This is a genomic window from Nocardia sp. NPDC052254 (assembly GCF_040679495.1).
In the GTDB taxonomy this organism is placed as follows: domain Bacteria; phylum Actinomycetota; class Actinomycetes; order Mycobacteriales; family Mycobacteriaceae; genus Nocardia.
This window is the reverse complement of sequence record NZ_JBFAUW010000002.1, coordinates 899,922-915,051: the sequence shown is the minus strand read 5'-3', so window position 1 is coordinate 915,051 and position 15,130 is coordinate 899,922. Positions and strand designations below refer to the sequence as shown.

Annotated in this window: 17 protein-coding genes; 7 read left to right on the top strand and 10 right to left on the bottom strand. The window is 67.0% G+C overall.

Annotation, left to right across the window (positions count from 1 at the left end; all coding sequences use genetic code 11):
• Positions 1 to 3 precede the first annotated feature (3 nt).
• Entirely contained in the window at positions 4 to 1,287 is a 1,284-nt protein-coding gene (locus AB0L57_RS09100) for a DUF5933 domain-containing protein (protein ID WP_364959355.1), read from the bottom strand.
• A 201-nt stretch (positions 1,288 to 1,488) separates the two neighbouring features.
• Here AB0L57_RS09100 and AB0L57_RS09095 point away from each other — a divergent pair, with 201 nt between their 5' ends.
• A complete protein-coding gene (locus tag AB0L57_RS09095) occupies positions 1,489 to 1,794 on the top strand; it encodes a hypothetical protein (protein ID WP_364959182.1) in 306 nt (101 codons plus the stop codon).
• 13 nt (positions 1,795 to 1,807) lie between these two features.
• Here the strand turns inward: AB0L57_RS09095 and AB0L57_RS09090 are convergent, their stop codons facing one another.
• Together AB0L57_RS09090 and AB0L57_RS09085 are read right to left on the bottom strand one after the other, a co-directional pair.
• Positions 1,808 to 2,683: an LLM class flavin-dependent oxidoreductase gene (locus tag AB0L57_RS09090; RefSeq protein WP_364959180.1), complete on the bottom strand. Its 876-nt coding sequence runs from the start codon at positions 2,681 to 2,683 to the stop codon at positions 1,808 to 1,810.
• A gap of 19 nt (positions 2,684 to 2,702) precedes the next feature.
• Positions 2,703 to 3,722 (bottom strand): aldo/keto reductase, encoded by a 1,020-nt coding sequence (locus tag AB0L57_RS09085; RefSeq protein ID WP_364959178.1) that lies wholly within the window; start codon positions 3,720 to 3,722, stop codon positions 2,703 to 2,705.
• A 126-nt stretch (positions 3,723 to 3,848) separates the two neighbouring features.
• Between AB0L57_RS09085 and AB0L57_RS09080 the strand changes: the two genes are divergently transcribed.
• Complete coding sequence (locus AB0L57_RS09080) at positions 3,849 to 4,496, top strand: TetR/AcrR family transcriptional regulator (protein ID WP_364959176.1); 648 nt, start codon at positions 3,849 to 3,851, stop codon at positions 4,494 to 4,496.
• Between the two features lie 43 nt (positions 4,497 to 4,539).
• Complete coding sequence (locus tag AB0L57_RS09075; protein WP_364959175.1) at positions 4,540 to 5,316, top strand: alpha/beta hydrolase; 777 nt, start codon at positions 4,540 to 4,542, stop codon at positions 5,314 to 5,316.
• 10 nt (positions 5,317 to 5,326) lie between these two features.
• Here AB0L57_RS09075 and AB0L57_RS09070 read toward each other — a convergent pair whose 3' ends face one another.
• Complete coding sequence (locus tag AB0L57_RS09070) at positions 5,327 to 6,271, bottom strand: oxygenase MpaB family protein (RefSeq protein ID WP_364959173.1); 945 nt, start codon at positions 6,269 to 6,271, stop codon at positions 5,327 to 5,329.
• Between the two features lie 82 nt (positions 6,272 to 6,353).
• Between AB0L57_RS09070 and AB0L57_RS09065 the strand changes: the two genes are divergently transcribed.
• Positions 6,354 to 7,013 (top strand): TetR/AcrR family transcriptional regulator, encoded by a 660-nt coding sequence (locus tag AB0L57_RS09065; RefSeq protein ID WP_364959171.1) that lies wholly within the window; start codon positions 6,354 to 6,356, stop codon positions 7,011 to 7,013.
• A gap of 13 nt (positions 7,014 to 7,026) precedes the next feature.
• On the opposite strand, the gene AB0L57_RS09060 is transcribed toward AB0L57_RS09065, so the two are convergent.
• The 4 genes from AB0L57_RS09060 to AB0L57_RS09045 form a co-directional block, all read right to left on the bottom strand.
• Positions 7,027 to 8,172, bottom strand: a complete 1,146-nt coding sequence (locus tag AB0L57_RS09060) for a glutamate--cysteine ligase (RefSeq protein ID WP_364959169.1) — start codon at positions 8,170 to 8,172, stop codon at positions 7,027 to 7,029.
• Between the two features lie 13 nt (positions 8,173 to 8,185).
• Positions 8,186 to 8,872, bottom strand: a complete 687-nt coding sequence (locus tag AB0L57_RS09055; RefSeq protein WP_364959167.1) for a superoxide dismutase family protein — start codon at positions 8,870 to 8,872, stop codon at positions 8,186 to 8,188.
• Positions 8,873 to 8,988: 116 nt separating this feature from the next.
• Positions 8,989 to 9,549 (bottom strand): LytR C-terminal domain-containing protein, encoded by a 561-nt coding sequence (locus AB0L57_RS09050; protein WP_364959165.1) that lies wholly within the window; start codon positions 9,547 to 9,549, stop codon positions 8,989 to 8,991.
• A gap of 39 nt (positions 9,550 to 9,588) precedes the next feature.
• Complete coding sequence (locus AB0L57_RS09045; protein WP_364959163.1) at positions 9,589 to 9,948, bottom strand: DUF3263 domain-containing protein; 360 nt, start codon at positions 9,946 to 9,948, stop codon at positions 9,589 to 9,591.
• A 127-nt stretch (positions 9,949 to 10,075) separates the two neighbouring features.
• On the opposite strand from AB0L57_RS09045, the gene AB0L57_RS09040 reads away from it, so the two are divergent.
• Genes AB0L57_RS09040 through AB0L57_RS09030 form a run of 3 tightly spaced genes read left to right on the top strand, consistent with a single transcriptional unit; the run spans position 10,076 to position 12,516 of the window.
• The gene (locus tag AB0L57_RS09040; protein ID WP_364959161.1) at positions 10,076 to 10,666 is read left to right on the top strand and encodes a peptide deformylase; all 591 of its coding nucleotides are present in this window, start codon (positions 10,076 to 10,078) and stop codon (positions 10,664 to 10,666) included.
• Positions 10,656 to 11,654 (top strand): GNAT family N-acetyltransferase, encoded by a 999-nt coding sequence (locus tag AB0L57_RS09035; RefSeq protein ID WP_364959159.1) that lies wholly within the window; start codon positions 10,656 to 10,658, stop codon positions 11,652 to 11,654. The genes AB0L57_RS09040 and AB0L57_RS09035 overlap by 11 nt, the downstream gene beginning before the upstream one ends.
• A gap of 28 nt (positions 11,655 to 11,682) precedes the next feature.
• The gene (locus AB0L57_RS09030; protein ID WP_364959157.1) at positions 11,683 to 12,516 is read left to right on the top strand and encodes an exodeoxyribonuclease III; all 834 of its coding nucleotides are present in this window, start codon (positions 11,683 to 11,685) and stop codon (positions 12,514 to 12,516) included.
• Here the strand turns inward: AB0L57_RS09030 and AB0L57_RS09025 are convergent, their stop codons facing one another.
• On the bottom strand, positions 12,517 to 13,155 hold the full coding sequence (locus tag AB0L57_RS09025) for a hypothetical protein (protein WP_364959155.1): 639 nt from the start codon (positions 13,153 to 13,155) through the stop codon (positions 12,517 to 12,519).
• A 110-nt stretch (positions 13,156 to 13,265) separates the two neighbouring features.
• Complete coding sequence (locus AB0L57_RS09020) at positions 13,266 to 15,092, bottom strand: acyl-CoA dehydrogenase (RefSeq protein ID WP_364959153.1); 1,827 nt, start codon at positions 15,090 to 15,092, stop codon at positions 13,266 to 13,268.
• Positions 15,093 to 15,130: the final 38 nt, after the last annotated feature.

The window sequence follows — 15,130 nt, the reverse complement described above, 5'->3', positions numbered from 1 at the left end:
GATTCAGGTTCCCACCGCCACCGGCACGGGCGCCGGGGCCTCGGTGCGCCGCGCGAACCAGGTGTAGTAGAAAACCGACACGAAGCCCGCGAACAGTCCCAGTGCGATGATTCCGGCGGGCACCGGATATTCAGCCATCCGCACCGCGAGATACCGATATGCCAGCAGCAGCCCGGTCAGCAGCCCGAATCCGGTGGCGACCAGCGCGATCCGGCCTCGATCCCAGCCCCGTTCGGGTGCGCGCAACGCGGATTCGACGGTCAGCGCCAGTACCGCACCGGCCAGCAGATCGGCGCCGTAGTGGTAGCCGAATCCCAGCGTCGCCGTCAGCGTCGCCAGCAGCCAGAACATTCCGCCCCAGCGCAACCAGCGCGGCGCCGGCGTGCCGTCGGCGGCGCGGCGCGAATGCAGGAAAACCGTGGTCGCCCACGCGGTGTGCATGGACGGCATGCAGTTGCGGGGGGTGGCATTGTCGAAGGGCATCGGCGTGGGGTGGTAGTCCAGTGGCGGCACGATATGCGGCCAGTAGTTGCCGACCTGCAGACCGTGACCGTCGTGCCCGAAGGCGAACATCGGCCCGACCACCGGGAACATCAGATACACCACCGGTCCGAGCAGGCCCAGCACCAGGAAAGTGCGGACCAGGTAGTGGCCGGGCCATATCCCGGTGGGGACGACCTTGCGCAGCTGCCACGCCGCCACCACCATCGCCGCCACCGGCAATTCGATGTAGACCCAATGCAATACGCCATAGACCGCCGGCCCCAGTGCGTCGATCACCCGGCCCATCACCCACGAGGGTTCCCCGAAGGCGTGGTCGGCCAGCACCAGATAGCGGTCCCGGACGTTCGGCCCGGCCATCACGGTGAAGTGCAACCACACGTCGCCGATCTTGGTGGCCAGGATCAACAGCGCGCCGAGCGCGGCGGCGCGCAGCGCATTGCGTTTGGCCGCACCCTCCCAGCCCAGCCAGGCCGTCAGCGCCACTCCGGCCAGGGCGATCACCGCGCCGTTGCCGACGGTCATGGGCCCACCGGACAGGACGCGGATCAGCGCACAGATCGCGTCGACCGCGACCGCCACCCCCAGGGTGATGAATCGCCACCGCCACGACAACCCGACCAGTGCCAGCGCCAGCCCGGCCCACGGCACCGATACCGATTTCGGTGTGCCCGCGAAGTCTTCCCACAGGCTGTGCAGTGGACCTTCGAAACCGTTGTGGGAGGCCACGATCTGCAGACCGACGAGGAGCGCGATCACCGCGGTGATCAGCGCCGCCGTCCTCAGCTGCGGCGTGACCGCCCAGGCCCGGCGCCGGCGGGCACCATCGAGGTCGGAGCGCGGATCATCGAGCAACACCCGATCATCGTAAACGGGCGATGAATTCCAGCCCTCGAGCAGCGGAAGGACCAGCGACGAGTGTGATCTGCGCCATCACGACAACTTTTCCGTAAGTGAATGCCAATGCCCGGCGGCCACAGTCGATCCATGTTCAATTGGTATGTCGCCCTGCTCGCGATCAGCGGGATCATCATGATCGCTCTGGCTTCGGTGAAGAACGGGCAGAGTACTGCGTCCCGCTCGCTGAACCTCATCTTCGGTGCCGTGTATCTGGGCTACGCGGCCTATCTCGCCTTCCTCTTCGACGGCGGCTCGTATCTGATCTTCTTCCAGGCGTTCATCGTGCCGGTGATGATGGTGGTGAACTTCTTCCGCAACCGGACGCCGCGGCCGAAACTGACCGAGACACAGAAGGCGTGGCGCGAATACCAGAACACGGCACAGCACTCGTGAGCAGCCGCGCGAACTACGAAAGCTCCGGCGCGACCAGTTCGTCGGCGACCCAGCGGGCGACTCCCGCCGGATAGGGGTCCGGCAGGCCCAGCACGATGTGACCGAACCCGGCGCCGACGGCCGTGGCGATCGCGGCTCTGGTGGTTTCGGGGTGGTCGTAGGAGACCTGCAGGTGGATCGAGCGGGTGATGGTCGCGCGATCGCGGCCGATCTCGGCGCAGTAGCGGTCGAGCAGCGCACTGCGCTCGGCGAGTTCCGCGATATCGCCGCCGCCCGGAATGTTCCAGAGGTCGGCGTGCTCGGCGACCAGGCGCAGCACCCGCGAGGAGCGGCCCCCGATCATGATCGGGGGATGCGGTCGCTGCACCGGTTTCGGATTGCCGAATGCGCCCGTCAGATCGATGTGGCGACCGTGGAAATCGAACGGTTCGGATTCGGTCCACAACCGGCGGATCACCGTCAGCGATTCGGCGAGGCGGTCCACTGCCCCGTCGGCGTCCAGGTAGGGCAGGCCGTGCGCGTCGTACTCCCGCCGGGCGAGAGGATGGCTCGGTCGCGATCCCGCGCCGATACCGACATCGAGCCGGCCGCCGGAGACGATATCGACGGTGGTGGCGATCTTGGCCAGCATGGCGGGTGGCCGGAATCGGTTGCTGGAGACGAGCACTCCCAGCCGCAGCCGTTCGGTCTGCGCGGCGAGGGCCGACAGGAGTGTCCAGCCTTCGAGAATCGGGCCGGCGGGATCACCACCGATCGGCATGAGGTGGTCGAACAACCAGGCGTGCTCGATCTCCGGGATGGCATCAGCTTCCCGCCACACCTCGACGATGTCGCGGTAGTCCACCTGCATCGGGGCGGTCATGATGCCGAAACTCGGGCGCGGGGTCATGACAGGTCCTTTCGATCGATCAACGCCGGCGCGACGCCGGGTCGAGCAGGGACGGTGGGGTGTCGAATTTCTCCTGAGGCGCGAGATCGACTCCGGGAGGGACGATTTCGTCGATGGCATCGAGGATCTCGGGCGACAGCACGGTATCCGCCGCGGCGAGTTGCGATCGCAGATGATCGAGCGTGCGGGGTCCGATGATCGCGCTGGTCACGCCTCGGTGCGCGGTGACGAATCCGAGCGCCAGCTGGATCATGGTCAGCCCGGACTCCTCGGCCAGTACCGCCAGCCGCTCGACGGCATCCATCCGGGCCTGATTCGACGGCACACTCGGATCGAACCGCTCCGGTAGAACCGCGGCACGGTGGGTGGTGATCTCCCGGTCCCGCCGGACCGCCCCCGACAGCCAGCCCGAGGCCAGGGGACTCCACGCCAGCACGCCCAGCCCGTACTCCTCGGTCACCGGCAACACATGAGTTTCGATGCCGCGCTGCAGAATCGAGTAACCGGGCTGTTCGGTGACGTAGCGGCCCGAGCGGTTCTCCCGCGCCGCCCACTGCGCCTGAACGATGCGATAGGCGGGGAAGGTCGAGGAGCCGAAGTAGCGAATCTTGCCCGCGCGCTGCAGATCCGTGAGCGCCGACAGCGTTTCCTCATCGCTGGTACACGGATCCCACCGATGGATCTGATACAGGTCGACGTGGTCCACATTCAACCGGCGCAGACTGTCCTCCAGGGCGGTGATCAACCAGCGCCGGGAGCTGCCCTGATGGTTGCGTTCGGTACCCATCGGCGAATTCGCCTTGGTGGCCAGCACGATGTCGTCGCGGCGGCCGGCGATGGCCTTGCCGACCATCTGCTCCGATTCGCCCTGGCCGTAGCGGTCTGCGGTGTCGATGACATTGATTCCGGCCTCGAGGGCGGCGTCGACGATGGCGGTCGCGTCGTCCTGAGTGGTGTGGCCGATGGCGCCGAAGTTCATCGCGCCCAGGGCCAGCGAGCCGACCTGTACGCCGGTCCGGCCCAATGTGCGGTACTGCATGGGATTCCTCCAGGGAAGCGAAGTGGTTTTCGAACGCACGATCTGCCATGCTGAAAGCGGAACGTTGTTCCGATAATCAACATACGGAACATTGTTCCGCTTTACAAGAGGGAGGTCGACGGCGCGATGTCCGAGCGTGAATCAGCCGCCCCCACAGCCGCGGCCCCGCCGGCGCCGCGGAAACGGGCCGACGCCCGGCGCAACGAACAGGTCCTGCTGGACGCGGCGGCCGCGGCATTCGTCGCCTCCGGCGTCGAGGTTCCGGTCCGCGACATCGCCAAGCGGGCCGGTGTCGGCGTCGGCACGATCTACCGGCATTTCCCCACTCGGGCGGATCTGATCGTCGCCGTGTACCGGCATCAGGTGGAGGCCTGCGCCGCGGCCGGACCCGCGCTGCTGGCCGACAACGATTCTCCCTATGCGGCGCTGGCGCGATGGATCGATATGTTCGTCGATTTCCTGGTCACCAAACACGGCCTCGCCGGCGCGCTGCAGTCCGACGACAGCACCTTCGACGCGTTGCACGCCTACTTCATCGACCGCCTGCTCCCCGTCTGCGCCGAGCTCCTGGCCGCGGCGCGGGCGGCGGGCGAGATCGGCGTCGACATCGAGCCGTACCCATTGATGCGCGGGGTCGGCAACCTGTGCGTCGGCGCCGAGTCGGACGCGCGGTACGACGCTCGCCGCCTGGTCACCATCCTGATCACCGGCCTGGGCCCCGCTGAAACGAACCGTCCCAGGGGCCCGAAACCCGTTGCCGCCGGACCGAAGTGAGGCCACCGCGGCCGGCCCCGGGCGCGCAAGCCAGACTGCACGGATGGGTGAATACATCGATGCGGGTGGGCTGCGCACCTACTACGAGGTGCACGGCGAGGGGGATCCGGTGGTGCTGCTGCACGGCGGGCTGGCCACCGCCGAATCCTGGGCACGGCAGGTGCCCGATCTGGCCGAGCACCATCGCGTGTACGTGCCCGAACGGCGCGGCCACGGGCGTACCGCCGATGTCGAGGGCCCCATCACCTATGCGGCGATGGCGGCCGATACCGCGGCCTGGCTCGAGGCGATGTCGCTGACCGGAGCGCATCTGATCGGCTGGAGTGACGGCGCTGCGGTCGCCGCGCTGGTGGCGATCACCCGGCCGGAACTGGTCGGCAAACTGGTTGTCATCAGCCAATATCTGTCACTGGACGGCGAATGGCCGTCATCGCGCGCGGCACTGGACGAGATGGCCGCCGACGGCGATACCCGGGCGATGTTCGAGGCCGTGCACGGGCCGCTGTCACCGGACGGGCCTGCCCATTTTCCGGTCGTCTACGACAAACTGATGCGGCTCTGGCGCGAGGAGCCCGAGATCCCGCTCACCGATGTCGCTCGCATCACCGCACCCACGCTGATCATGCAGGGCGACGGTGACTGGGTGCGCGTCGAACACAGCGCACTACTGGCCCGCACGGTCGCCGATGCCCAGCTCGCCGTGGTCCCCGGCACCTCGCACGCGCTGCCACTGGAGAAGCCCGAGGTGGTCAACACACTGCTCCTGGACTTCCTGAAGGCCGACCGGGCCGGCCGGTTGCTGCCGGTCGGCACGGACTAGACGCCGCCGATCAGCGTCGTGCGAACAGCGGATCGGGGACGAATGTGGCCAGGCCCATCCCGCGATACCGCCCGGCCAGCTTGCGGTACCGCCGCCGGTTGCGCGCCAGCGCGGTATCGGTGACCGCCGCCGGCAGGCCGCGATAGGCCACTCGCAACAACGTTGTGAGAGCCCGGAATTCACGATCGTGGCGACCGGTCCACTGGTAGGGCATGAGCTCGCGCACCCGCGGATGCATGATGCCGCAGCCGAGCAGGACGATCACGTGCCGGATGAGCGGTGCACCCGCCCGCCAGACCGGGTCCGCGATCGGTGGCAGGAAATCCGGGCGCGGCGCGGCATCGATGGCGCCGATGGCCGCGGCCAGCGTGGGCGTGCGGCGCAGCTGTCCGGCGACCACGGTGTCGTAGTGCGCGACCAGCTCACGGAAGTCGTCGATCGGCTTCGACCGGCCGGGCAGGTGCAGGCCGGCGGTACGGGCCCGGAAGCAATCCCAGATCGCCTGGTTCTCCGCGTCCGCGGGGTTGTCTCCGGTCACGGCACGGTAGGCGTGATACTGCACGAAGAAGCTCGAGTACAGAATCCAGTTCCATGCTTCGGGGGCCAGCGCCGAATACCGGATTCCATCCGGGCTCACCCCTTTCACATCCCGGTGCAGCCGCAGCAAACGCCGCGACTCGGCCAGTCGGTCGGCTTCCTCCCCGTGGAATATCAGCTGATCCGAGGCGGCCGTGCGACGCGCCCGGCCCCACGGCTCGTTGCGGATCCTGCCGGTGGCCTCGAGCGCCGCCGAGACCGCCGGGAGCATGGTCTGGTCGTAGAGTCCGACGCCGAACAGGCCGGCGAAGACCGATCCGCCGAAGCGTTCGAATCGTTCGACCGCCGCCGATACGCCGTGCGGGCGCACCGCCGCGACATCCGGAGCCGGCGTCTCGTGCGCCACGGGGCAGGTCATCGCAGAACTCCCTTGTTCCGATTAGTGTGGTGTCACGCGGCACCACAAATATTCTGGTGTCAGATTGCACCAAAATAGAACGGTGGTCAAGATCGTGAATGCGGAATCCGGCAGCGGCACCACCCGCACCTATGGCGGGGTCGGCGCCACCGAACGCCGCGAACGCCGCCGGACAGCGCTGCTGGACGCCGCCCTTGACCTGCTCGCCGAGGGTGGCGCGGGTGCGGTCACCAAACGCGCGGTGTGCGCCCGCGCCCGCCTGAACGACCGCTACTTCTACGAACATTTCGCCGATCGCGACGTGCTGCTCGAGGCATTGGCCGCGCAGCTCACCGCGGACGGTATCGCCGCGGTCGTCTCGGCCACCCTCGCCGCCGGTCCGGATCTGCGCGGACAGGTGCGCGCCGCCGCCGACGCCGCGGTCGGATTTCTCGCCACCGATCCCCGCCGCCACAGTCTGCTGCTGGCCTCGCACTCCGATGAAACCCTGCAGCGCGCCCGGCTGGGCACCCAGCGCGATATCACCGCCGCCATGGCGGCGGTGGTCCGGGAACTACGCCCGCCCGCACCCGGCACCGACCCGCTCGACCTGGAGATGACCGCCTACACCGTCGTCAGCGGCACCCTCGAATTGGTGGCGGCCTGGATTCGCGGCGAATTCCGCACCACTCGAACACATCTCACCGAACTCATGGCCGCGATGCTGCTGGCCGGAACCGCCATCACCGCAGAGCCCCAGTAGTGCGCCGAGCCGCTCAGCGCTTCAGTTCCTCGACCAGCGCGTCCACCACCGCGACCAGATCACCCTGCGCGGCCGCCGCGGCTCGGCGCTGTCGCTGATAGGACGCGCCGAGCTCGACGATATCGGACACCCGCGCGAGTTCGGTCTCACACCGCAGCAGTTTCGCGGTGGGCTGCAACCGGTCCAGCAGATCGGCCAGATCATCGGTGACCAGCCGATCGTTACTGTCGGCATCGGTGATGATGATGGCATCCAGGCCGTAACGCGCTGCGCGCCACTTGTTTTCCTGCACATGCCAGGGCGGCAGCGTGGGCATGGTCTCCCCCGCCTCGACCCGACGATCCAGATCGACGATCAGGCAGTGGATCAACGCCACGATCGCCGACAATTCGAAGCGGCTGGGCACCCCGTCGCAGACCCGGACCTCGATGGTCCCCCATTTCGGCGCCGGGCGGATGTCCCAGTGCATACCGCCGAGTTGTTCGAACACACCGGTTTTCATCTGGTCGTGGACGAAAGATTCGAATTGCGACCAGTTCTCGAATTGAAACGGCAATCCCGCCGTCGGCAACTGCTGGAACATCAGCGCCCGGTTACTCGCGTAGCCGGTGTCGAGACCGGCCCACATCGGCGAGGACGCCGAGAGCGCGAGCAGATGCGGATAGGACAGCAGCAACGTGTTGAGAATCGGAAAAACCTTCTCGGGGTGCGAGACCCCGACGTGCACGTGCACACCCCAGATGAGCATCTGCCGCCCCCACCACTGGGTACGGCTGATCAACTCGTCGTAATGCTCGGTGCGGGTGAGCTGCTGGGTCGACCACTGCGCGAACGGATGGGTACCGGCGCAGAACAGATCCACCCCGACACCGTCGGCGGCCAGGCGCACGGTGTCCATCGTGGTGTGTAGCTCGTCGACGACCTCGCCGACCGTATCGTGCACGCCGCTGACCAGCTCGACCGTATTCTTCAGCAACTCCTTGGTGACATGCGGCGGACCGTTGGGCGCGCGCAGATCACCGACGGCGTCGAAGACCTCGGCCGCGGTATTGGACAGATTGCGCGTCTGCTTGTCGACGAGCGCGATCTCCCATTCGACGCCCAGGGTCGGGCGGGGCGATCCGTTCCAGGGAACGGTCCGAGAACCTGCCCCACCCATGACGGGCCGTCGCTCAGCCGATGACGCCGCAGGCGACACGCGCGCCCGCGTCGCCCGTGGCGAGAGTTTCGGCATCCGGACCGGGCGCGCCGCCGTTGGCCTGCAGATACCGGTTCGGGATGTTGGCGAAGTTGTCGGCGCCGGCGTGGATCATCAGCGCCTTACCCTTCAACTCGTCCAGGGTGACCGAATCCGTGGTGGTGACCAGCTTCGCGGTGCCGTCCTTACGAACTTCGAGCGAGGTCAGATCACCGCTGGCCGGATGCGAGGTGTTGCCGCCGACCTGCAGATGTCCACCGGCGGAAAGGAAGTTGCCGGGCGCGCCACCGGCCGGGGCGGTGGAGTTGGGCTCGCACTTGCCGTACTGGTGCACGTGCAGACCGTGGAAACCGGGCTGCAGACCGTGCGCCTCGACGGTGATCTCGACATGCTCACCCGACTTGGCAATGGTGGCGGTGCCGACCTGCGCGCCCGCCGGATCCTTCAACTGCACCGAGACCGAATCACCCGAGGGGGCGTTCTGCTCGGTGTTGCCGGCGGTCCCCTCCGCGGCGGGACTCCCCGTCCACACCGGTGGGGTGGTCCCCTTGACTTCGCTCGACTCCTGGTTGTTGCTGCATGCGACCAGGCCGAAAGCCGCGATCGCGAGCACCGGGGTCACAATCCGCCAAGAGGGGCGACGAGTTGTCGAGGGGGCCATCGGAGAACTCCTTTACGAGTACCGAGTTTACGAGCAGTGCTGGTTGAACAGATTCCTTACCGCTCAAGATGATGCCAGAGCGCTTGTGCACCGAACTGCTGGGGCTCGGTTGGGTTCTAGTTTCCGGTGACGATCACGATGACGCCCGGCCCCGAGTCCGCGATTCCGGCGAATCGCGGTTCGGCCGAAATGCCCAGTTCCTTCGCGATCGCTTGGGCGGTCTCCTTCTCCTGCGGTGAATTCCCGTAGTAGACGGTGGTTTTCGTGATCACTCCGCCGGGATAGTTCCCGGTCTCGGTGACATCGAACCCGGCGGAGGTGAGCTGATTTCCGGTCTGCGCGGCCAGGCCGGACACCGTGCTGTTGTTCAGCACCCGCACCGGAATCGTCTTGTCCACGGCGCCCGTGGTGCTGGTCGGCGACGCAGTCGTGGTGAGCGTGGTCGACGATGCGTCGGTGGTCGATTCGGCCGTTGCCGCCCCGGCCGCGCTGGTGGGCACCGGAGCGGCAGAGGACTCGGCTTCCGAGGTCTCCGACGTCTCGGCGGCCGCGGAATCGGACGACGAATTCGACAGCGCCATGGCGCCGAGGCCCGCGAAGACGATCGCCAGTGCGATCAGCACCATCGCGAGTGCTCGCAGCGGCGGTCCACCGGAGGGCGGATTCGGGTTGCTCACGGTCTCGACCCTAGTCGCACGACGGAGTGGGTGCGCGCATCAGACCTGGAAGCCCAGGCGCCGGGCGGCACGCGATTTCTGGCGACTGGCCCGCAACCGGCGCAGCCGCTTCACCAGCATCGGATCCGCGGCCAGCGCCTCCGGCATGTCGACGACGGTATTGAGCACCTGGTAGTAGCGGGTGGCCGAGAGTCCGAACAACTCGCGGATGGCTTCTTCCTTGGCGCCCGCGTACTTCCACCACTTGCGTTCGAAATCGAGAATGTCGAGTTCGCGGCGGGACAGACCCGCGACCGCGTCGTTTCCCTCCCCTGGAGATCCTTCGACCGCTGCCGCGATCTCTTCGCTCGCGGAGCTGTCCTCGCTTGCGGATAGATTTCGGGCCGCTGCGCTGTCCATATCGCTCCCTCGCCGAATCAACACCGGACGACAGTTGTCGCTCATTCAACCACGGAGCCCGGAGGATCATCGAGGCGTTGTACGGCGTGTCGGCCGGTACACGCCCGGCCGCGTAAAGTAAGCGAACATGGCGATTCTCCCGATCCGCATCGTCGGCGATCCCGTTCTGCACAATCCGACCCGGCAGGTGTCGCAGTCACCGGACGAGCTCGCGCAACTGCTCACGGATATGTACGAAACCCTCGACGCCGCCAACGGTGTGGGGCTGGCCGCCAATCAGGTGGGCGAGTCGCTACGGCTGTTCGTCTACGACTGCCCGGACGTACAGGCCGACGGTTCAGTGGAGCGCCGGCGCGGCGCGGTGATCAATCCGGTCCTGGAAACCTCCGAACTCCCCGAGACCATGCCCGACCCCGACGACGACGAGGAGGGCTGTCTGTCGGTTCCCGGCGAGCAGTTCCCCACCGGTCGCGCGGACTGGGCGCGGGTGACCGGCACCGACGAAAAGGGCGAGCCGGTCACGATCGAGGGCAAGGGATTCTTCGCCCGTATGCTGCAGCACGAGGTCGGCCACCTCGACGGATACCTGTACGTCGACGTCCTGATCGGCCGCAATGCCCGGGCCGCGAAAAAGGCCATCAAACGCAACGGCTGGGGCACACCGGGTTTGAGCTGGGTGCCTGGCGAGGTGCCGGATCCGTTCGGATATGACGACTGAGGTTCCCGATATTCCCGAAATTCCGCTCGGCCACCGGGTGGTGGTGCGGTATCGCCTGCCCGAGGGCGAGCCGCAGCAGTTCACCGACGTGATCGGCGAACTGCTCGCACACGACCCGGTGCGCGTGCGCGCCGCCGACGGCACGACCGTGACGGTCGCGGCCGACCGGCTGGTGGCGGCGAAAGCACTGGGCCCCAGGCCGATTCGCATCGGTGAGATCCGAGCGCTGGAGGCCGCTTCCATCGACGGCTGGCCCGGGCTGGAGCGCGCCTGGTTCGACGGCTGGCTGTGCAGCGTCGGCAACGGTTACACGCTGCGCGCGAATACCGCCGTGCCACTGGGCGGTTCCGGGCGGGGCGCGGCGCTGGACATGCGGACATTGCAGGCCATCGGCCAGTGGTACGCCGGACAGGGACTGCGGCTGCGACTTCGGCTGCCGGACCGGCTGGCCCCGGTGCCCCCGGGCTGGCTGGTCTGGGGCGAGACCCTGGTCCTGGGCCTGGATATCACCAATTTCGTACTCCCCCACGGGCCTTCGATGGTCCGCATCGACCAGCAGCCGCATCCGGCTTGGCTGGAACTGCACCGCCAGCGCGGTGAGGACACCGTCGACGAGGCCGAACCACCGCCGGATGTGGCGGTTCTCACCTCGGTACACGAGGGCGCCGTCGGGTTCGCGGGCCTGGGCCTGCCCCAGCCTCTTGCCATCGGCCGCGCCGCGGTGACCACGGCCCCGGACGGCCGCCGCTGGGTCGGGCTGAGCTGTATCGCGGTGGCTTCCCCGCATCGCCGCCACGGCCTGGGCACCCTGGTCTGCGCCGAGCTGATCCGCTGGGGTCACAAGCGCGGCGCCACGCACGCCTACGTCCAGGTCGAGGCGGGTAACAACGGCGCGCTGGCGATGTATCGGGAGATGGGTTTCGTCGAGCACCACCACTATCGTTATGCCGCACCGAATCCGAATGCGGGGCAATACCGCGCGCAGTGAGAAGACGCGGGACCACTAATCTCCCCCTATGCGCCTGGCTACCTGGAATGTGAATTCGATCCGGTCCCGACTGGATCGGGTCGTCTCGTGGCTGGATCGCTCCGACATCGATGTGCTGGCCATCCAGGAGACCAAATGCCGGGACGATCAGTTCCCGGCGGAGCGGTTCGAGGAGGCCGGCTACGAGGTCGTGCACACCGGGTTCAGCCAGTGGAACGGGGTGGCGATCGCCTCCCGGGTGGGGATCGACGATGTCGAGGTCGCCTTCGCCGGGCAGCCGGGCTTCGACAAGGAAGCCGAGACCTCGCTGCTGAGCGCGCCGGTGGTCGAGGCGCGGGCGATCGGCGCCACCTGTGCGGGGGTGCGGGTGTGGAGTCTGTATGTGCCCAACGGTCGCTCGCTCACCGATCCGCACTTCACCTACAAATTGGAATGGATCGCGGCACTGCGTGACAACGGCGTCTCCTGGTTGCGCGAGGATCCGTCCGCGCAGATCGCGCTGTGCGGGGACTGGAACATCGCGCCCACCGACGACGATGTGTGGTCGCCGGAGTTCTTCACCGACAAGACCCACACCTCCGATGCCGAGCGCGCGGCCTTCGATGCGGTGGTGGCGGCCGGATTCACCGATGTGATGCGACCGTTCGCGCCCGGCCCCGGCGTCTACACCTACTGGGACTACACCCAGCTGCGCTTCCCGCGCAAGGAGGGGATGCGCATCGATTTCGTACTCGCCTCCCCGGCACTCGCCGCGCGTGCGGCCGATGCCATGGTCGATCGCGAGGAGCGAAAGGGAAAGGGCGCCAGCGATCACGCACCGGTCGTGATCGAATTCTCCGGTGACCGAGCGACTTTCCCGTGATCAGGTCTGCCGGGTCTTGATCGCGTCGTGGGAGATGTAGACGTCGTAACTGCCGGGCATCGCGATCACGGCGTTGCCGTAGGCCGAGCGGATGAACGGTTCGGTATACCAGCTGTGTTCGCGCATTTCGGTGAAGAAGTCACCGTCGCCGCCGTTCAGCATGGTCTGGTGCTGGCGCACGGCATCGCCGTCGAGCCGCTGGCCGTAGAGGCGGGTGACCTTGTAGCCGGAGTGGAATCCGAGGGCGTTGACCCAGGGTTCCAGTTCGACGATATCGGCCTGTAGTACCCACAGATCGCCCTCGATACGGTAGGTCTGCCGGGTCTCGCCGTGGTGGCCGTCGCCGTAGAGGGTGAGCTCCACATCGAGGGTGTGGTCCTTGCCCGCAACACTTTTCGCGACGACGTGCGCGGCCTTGACCTCGCCGGTCAGACCCAGATAGGTCTGCAGCAGGGTCACCGCCCACAGCAGCACGACCGCCACCAGCAACACGACCAGCCCGCTCGCGCCGCGGCCGATATGCCTGCGCCACCCGGCCTTCCGCGCGCGGAGCACAGCCGTGATCAACAGCGCGATCGCGACCACGAACAGGATCGCCAGCCCGGCCTGAATCCAGCCGAAGGCCACCGGAAACACCATGTCGATAGTTGTACCCCCGAATCCGCCACCTAGCGCACCTCATGGTGCGAAAAGTTCGGGGCCGGCCGGGAATTCCCGGCCGGCCCCGAGCGAGGCGGTGTGCCCGCGGCTCAGAAGGCCGCTTCGTCGAGCTTCATGATGTCGGTGTCGAGATTGTCGACCACGGCCCGCACCCCGCTCAGCAGGGGCAGCTGGTTCTTGGCGAACCACGATGCGACGGCGATCTTTCCGGTGTAGAACAGCCGGTCCTTCTCCGACACCTCACCGGCCAGCGCGGCCTGCGCGATCTCGGCCTGCCGCAGCAGCAGCCAGCCGATGATCAGATCGCCTGTGGCGTGCAGGAATCGCACCGAGCCCAGGCCGACCTTGTAGATCTCCTCCGGTGTCTGCTGGGCGGCCATCAGATAGTTGGTGAGAGTCGCCGCCATCGCCTGCACATCGGCCAGCGCCGCTCCCAGCAGTGCCTTCTCCGCGGCCAGCGAGCCGGATTCGGATTCGGCGAACTGCTGCACCAGGCCCGCGACATGGGCCAGCGCCACCCCCTTGTCGCGAACGATCTTGCGGAAGAAGAAATCCTGCGCCTGGATCGCGGTGGTGCCCTCGTACAGCGAGTCGATCTTCACGTCGCGGATGTACTGCTCGATCGGATAGTCCTGCAGATAGCCGGAACCGCCGAAGGTCTGCAGTGTCTCGGTGAGAGTCTCGTACGCGCGCTCGGAGCCCACCCCCTTGACGATCGGCAGCAGCAGATCGTTCACCCGCGCGGCGAGTTCGGCATCGGCACCGAAATTCGCCTGTGCCACATCGACATTCTGATACGCGGAGCAGTACAGATACAACGCCCGCAGCCCCTCGGCGTAGGACTTCTGCAGGGCGAGACTGCGCCGCACATCGGGATGGTGGGTGATGGTGACGCGCGGCGCGGTCTTGTCGGCCATCTGCGTCAGATCCGCACCCTGGACGCGAGACTTGGCGTATTCCAGGGCATTCAGATATCCGGTGGACAGTGTGCCCGAGGACAGCACGCCCACCATCATGCGCGCGTTCTCGATGACCTTGAACATCTGCGCGATCCCGTTGTGCACGTCACCGACCAGGTAGCCGACGGCCGGCTTGTCGCCACCGAAGGTCAGCTCACAGGTGGGTGAGGATTTGATACCCATCTTGTGCTCGAGGTTGGTCACCAGGACGCCGTTTCGATCACCGAGAGTCATCGTCTGCGGATCGAACAGATACTTCGGCACCATGAACAACGACAGGCCCTTGGTGCCGGGACCGGCGCCTTCGGGCCGGGCCAGGGTGAGGTGGAAGATGTTGTCGGCGGTATCGCCGACGTCACCGCCGGAGATGAAGCGCTTCACGCCCTCGATATGCCAGGTGCCGTCGGGCTGCTGCACCGCCTTGGTACGGCCCATACCGACGTCGGAACCGGCATCGGGCTCGGTGAGCACCATCGTTCCGCCCCACCGGTTTTCCCAGGCGTGGGTGGCCCAGCGTTGCTGTTCCTCGGTGCCCTCGCGGTGGAGCACCTGATGCATGAGCGGGCCCATATTGAAGAAGCTGGCCGAATTGTTCGCCGCGACAAGCATTTCCTGAGTGGCCCAGATCAGCGGCGAGGGCGCGTCGACGCCGCCCATCGGCTCGGGCATACCCAATGCGGACCAGCCGGCCTCATTGACCGCGGCGACGGTTTTACGTAGCGAGTCGGGCACCACGATCTCGTGGGCGGCCGCATCGAACTGCACCGGATTGCGATCGGCGTCGGCGAACGATTCGGCGACCGGGCCCTCCGCCAGCCGCAGCACCTCCGACAGCATTCCGTGCGCGGTTTCGGTATCCAGATCCCCGTACGCGCCCCCATCCAGGAGCGCGCCGATGCCCAACACCTCGAACAAGTTGAACTCGATATCCCGAAGGTTCGCCTTGTAATGCGACACGCTCCCGGCCTCCTCGCAATTGTTTGATGTTGTCGATC

Coding starts and splice junctions, on each gene's coding strand:
- AB0L57_RS09095 (WP_364959182.1), top strand. CDS start 1,489: ATGTTCAATTGGTATGTCGCCCTGCTCGCGATCAGCGGGATCATCATG.
- AB0L57_RS09090 (WP_364959180.1), bottom strand. CDS start 2,683: ATGACCCCGCGCCCGAGTTTCGGCATCATGACCGCCCCGATGCAGGTG.
- AB0L57_RS09085 (WP_364959178.1), bottom strand. CDS start 3,722: ATGCAGTACCGCACATTGGGCCGGACCGGCGTACAGGTCGGCTCGCTG.
- AB0L57_RS09080 (WP_364959176.1), top strand. CDS start 3,849: ATGTCCGAGCGTGAATCAGCCGCCCCCACAGCCGCGGCCCCGCCGGCG.
- AB0L57_RS09075 (WP_364959175.1), top strand. CDS start 4,540: ATGGGTGAATACATCGATGCGGGTGGGCTGCGCACCTACTACGAGGTG.
- AB0L57_RS09070 (WP_364959173.1), bottom strand. CDS start 6,271: ATGACCTGCCCCGTGGCGCACGAGACGCCGGCTCCGGATGTCGCGGCG.
- AB0L57_RS09060 (WP_364959169.1), bottom strand. CDS start 8,172: ATGGGTGGGGCAGGTTCTCGGACCGTTCCCTGGAACGGATCGCCCCGC.
- AB0L57_RS09055 (WP_364959167.1), bottom strand. CDS start 8,872: ATGGCCCCCTCGACAACTCGTCGCCCCTCTTGGCGGATTGTGACCCCG.
- AB0L57_RS09045 (WP_364959163.1), bottom strand. CDS start 9,948: ATGGACAGCGCAGCGGCCCGAAATCTATCCGCAAGCGAGGACAGCTCC.
- AB0L57_RS09040 (WP_364959161.1), top strand. CDS start 10,076: ATGGCGATTCTCCCGATCCGCATCGTCGGCGATCCCGTTCTGCACAAT.
- AB0L57_RS09035 (WP_364959159.1), top strand. CDS start 10,656: ATGACGACTGAGGTTCCCGATATTCCCGAAATTCCGCTCGGCCACCGG.
- AB0L57_RS09030 (WP_364959157.1), top strand. CDS start 11,683: ATGCGCCTGGCTACCTGGAATGTGAATTCGATCCGGTCCCGACTGGAT.
- AB0L57_RS09025 (WP_364959155.1), bottom strand. CDS start 13,155: ATGGTGTTTCCGGTGGCCTTCGGCTGGATTCAGGCCGGGCTGGCGATC.